Source organism: Acidovorax sp. KPB24-03, assembly GCF_057546605.1.
Map to the genome: position 1 here is coordinate 1 of NZ_BAAJYR010000362.1, position 3546 is coordinate 3546.

Sequence of the window (3546 nt, forward strand, 5' to 3'; positions counted from 1 at the left end):
CAACCGCCCCGGCGCGGGCGGCAATGTGGGCACGGCCGCGGCGGCCAAGGCCCGGCCGGACGGCTACACCCTGCTGCTCACGGCGGACAGCGCGCAGGTCATCAACCCCTGGCTCTACCAGCACACGGGGTTCGACCCGGTGAAGGATTTCGAGCCGGTGGCGCCGCTGGCCACGGCGGGCTACGTGCTGGTGGCGAACCCGGCGTTTCCCGCGTCCAACGTGGCCGAGCTGGTGGCGCTGGCCAAGGCGCACCCGGGCCAGTACGCCATCGCCTCGGCGGGCAACGGCACGCTCAACCACCTGATCGGCGAGATGCTGCAAAAGACCGCGGGCATCACGCTGCAGCACGTTCCCTACAAGGGCTCCGCCGCGGCGGCCACGGACGTGGTGGGTGGGCAGGTGCCGCTGTCGGTGCAGAGCCTGCCGTCCTCCATCGCCTTCATCAAGGCCGGCAAGCTCAAGGTGTTGGGCGTGGTGAACACGCGGCGCGTGGCGGCCTTGCCGGACGTGCCCACCATCGGCGAGACGCTGGCGGGTTTCGGCCAGACACCGTGGTACGGGCTTTTCGCGCCGGCCGGCACCCCGCCCGCCGTGGTCGCGCGGCTGCAGGCCGAGGTGGCCAAGGCGCTGGAGCAGAAAGACGTGGCCGAGCGGCTCGCCGCCGTGGGGTGCGAGCCCTACAAGGGCAACTCGGCGCAGCTGGCGGCGCTGGTGCGGGACGACCTCGCGCGCTGGGGCCGGGCGGTGAAGGACACCGGGGCCAAGCTGGATTGACGGCAGGCCGACCGGACCGTGCGGACCGAGGGCGGGGCGCGACCTGCCGCCGCAGGGCTTTTTTTCTTTTGAATTCAAAAAACCAAGGAGACATGGCATGAGAACGACAACGACAACGACAACGATCACCCCGACCACCCCTTGCGCATCCCGCCGCCTGGCGGCGATGGCCATCGCGCTGGCTGCGGCCTTCGCCGGCCCCGCCTGGGCGCAGGGCGGTTATCCGAACAAGCCGGTCACCCTGGTCGTGCCCACCGCCGCAGGCGGCACCACGGATCTGTCCGCACGCATGCTCGCGCAGGCCCTGGGCCCGGTGCTGGGCCAGTCGGTGGTGGTGGACAACAAGGGCGGCGGCAACGGCAACATCGCCGCCGGTGCCGTCAAGCGGGCCGAGCCCGATGGATACACGCTGCTCATGCAGTACTCGGGCTATCACGTGATCTCACCGCTGCTCACCCGGCAAAAGCAATGGGAGCCGGGCGATTTCCAACCCATCGCGAACGTGCTGTCGGCGCCGCAGATCATCGTCGTGCGCGACGGCCTGCCCGTGAAGACGCTGGCCGATCTGATCGCCTACGCCAAGGCGCATCCCGGCAAGCTCAACTACGCCTCGTCCGGCAACGGCTCGCTGCAGCACGTCACCGGTGCCATGCTGGAGCAGCAGGGCGGCGTGAAGATGGTGCACGTGCCGTACAAAGGCACCGGCCCGGCGCTGCAGGACCTGCTGGGCGGTCAGGTGGACCTGACCTTCGGCACCGCGCCACCGTTCATGCCCCACATCCAGGCCGGCAAGCTGCGCGTGCTGGCGGTCACTGGAAAGCAGCGCCTGGCCAGCCTGCCGGACGTGCCCACCACCGCCGAGGCGGGCTACCCCAAGGTGGATGCCACGTCGTGGTTCGCGCTGTTCGCCCCGGCCCATGTGCCCAAGGCGGTGGTGGACAAGCTGGTGGCCGATGTGCGCACCGTGGTGCAAAACCCCGCATTCCAGCAAAAGGCCCTGGAGCAGGGCGCCACCGCCGACTACCAGGGACCGCAACCGCTCGCCGAGCGGGTGAAGGCCGATCTGGCCAACTGGGCACAGGTGGTCAAGGCCTCCAGGATCGAGGCGGACTGATCGTTCCTCACCCCTCGGGCCGCCCGCTGAGGGCCCTCCAGCCATCCAAGCCCTGCGCAGTGCGCAGGGCTTTTTGCTTTGTGCGCTGCGTGGTGCGCCGAGACAACGGGAGGGCCGCCGTGAACGGGACCCTTCATGCGCTTGTAAAAATTCTTTGAATGATTGAATTTTTTCTTTAATATGACGGTGTTGTAAATTTTTTATCAAAAGCGGCTGAACGCTTTCCCCCACCCACCTGGCACCTGTCCCATGTCCGCTGTTCCCGACCCGAGCACCGAAGCCCCCACGATCGCCATTCGCATCGGCCGGGTGCGCCCCACGCTCACGCGGTCGCACCAGCAGATGGCGGACTACGTGCTGGCCCACCCGCTGCAGGCGGCCACCATGCCCATCGACGAACTCGCGGCGGCGGTGGGCGTTTCCATCGCAACAGCCAACCGCTTCGCCCGGGCCATCGGCCTGGACGGCTACCCCATGCTGCGGGCCGAGCTGGTGCGCGGTTTCGAAGCCATGCTGGCGCCCATCGAGAAGATGCGCATCAAGCTGGAAAAGCCCAGCAGCATCGGCGATGTGTTCGCCGCCGCGCTGGAGGAAAGCCAGCGCAACATCGCCGCCACGCGTGAGGCCCTGGACCCGGCCGCGTGCGAGGCCGCCGTGCAGGCCATCGTGGGGGCGCGGCGCATCTACCTGGCCGGCTTCGGCGCCAGTGGCTGGCTCGCCGGGCTGCTGCAGCGCGGGCTGGATGCGCATTGCGACGGCGTGCACCTGCTGGCCGGGGTGGCGGGTGCGTCCTACGGCGCGCGGCTGCTGCCTCGCATGGGCGAGGAAGACCTGTTCATCGCCATCAGCTACCCCCGCTACCTGACCGACACCGTCGTGCTGGCGCAGGGCGCCTTCGAGCGCGGCGTGCGCGTGCTGGCATTGACCGACGGGCTGCAGTCGCCCCTGGTGCCCTTCGCCCACGGCTGCCTGTTCGCGCAGACCGAGAACCAGTACGCGGCCAATTCCGAATCGTCGGCGCTGGCCATGATCGAGGCGCTCACCAGCGCAGTGGCGCACCAGGCGAAGGAATCGGTGAAGACCGCGGCACGCATGACCGAGGCGGTGCTGCCCTGGCTGCACGACAGCTCGCGCACGCGGCTGGCGCCACGCTCGGCCGACACCACCGCCAGGAAGCCCGCTGCCAAGGGCAGTGGCCGCGCCTGAACGGCGGCCGCATCCATCGCTCCCGATCGCCTTTCGCCTGGCCGATTGATTCGTTCCCATCCACTTCGCTGACCGGTTTCGCCGCTTCTTCCATGACCGTTTTTCCGTCTCCTTCCGGCCGTCCCGTTCCGGTGATCGCCATCCACGGCGGTGCCGGCACGCTGAGCCGCACGCAGATCGACGCCCGGCAGGAGCGGGCCTACCACGGTGTGCTGCAGGACGTGCTGCGCGCCGGGCAGGCGGTGCTGGAGCAGGGCGGGTCCGCCGCCGATGCGGTGTGCGCGGCCGTGCAGTTGCTGGAAGATTGCTCGCTCTTCAACGCCGGGCATGGCGCGGTGTTCACCGCCGACGCGACCCATGAACTGGATGCCGCTCTGATGGAGGGCGCCACGCTGGCGGCCGGCGCGGTGGCCGGCGTGCGCCACGTGCGCAACCCCATCCTGGCGGCCCG

4 protein-coding genes are annotated in these 3546 nt (G+C 69.3%); all 4 read left to right on the top strand.

Annotated elements, in window-relative coordinates:
* The coding region (locus AC27KI_RS20860) for a Bug family tripartite tricarboxylate transporter substrate binding protein (protein WP_487115616.1) at window positions 1–775 on the top strand (775 nt) is incomplete at its 5' end.
* 166 nt (window positions 776–941) lie between these two features.
* Complete coding sequence (locus tag AC27KI_RS20865; RefSeq protein ID WP_284430946.1) at window positions 942–1889, top strand: Bug family tripartite tricarboxylate transporter substrate binding protein; 948 nt, start codon at window positions 942–944, stop codon at window positions 1887–1889.
* 249 nt (window positions 1890–2138) lie between these two features.
* Window positions 2139–3095 carry a MurR/RpiR family transcriptional regulator gene (locus AC27KI_RS20870; protein ID WP_272568655.1) on the top strand — a complete coding sequence of 319 codons (957 nt, stop codon included), beginning with the start codon at window positions 2139–2141 and terminating at the stop codon, window positions 3093–3095.
* A gap of 92 nt (window positions 3096–3187) precedes the next feature.
* Window positions 3188–3546: isoaspartyl peptidase/L-asparaginase (locus AC27KI_RS20875; protein ID WP_487115618.1), on the top strand; the 359-nt coding region annotated here is incomplete at its 3' end.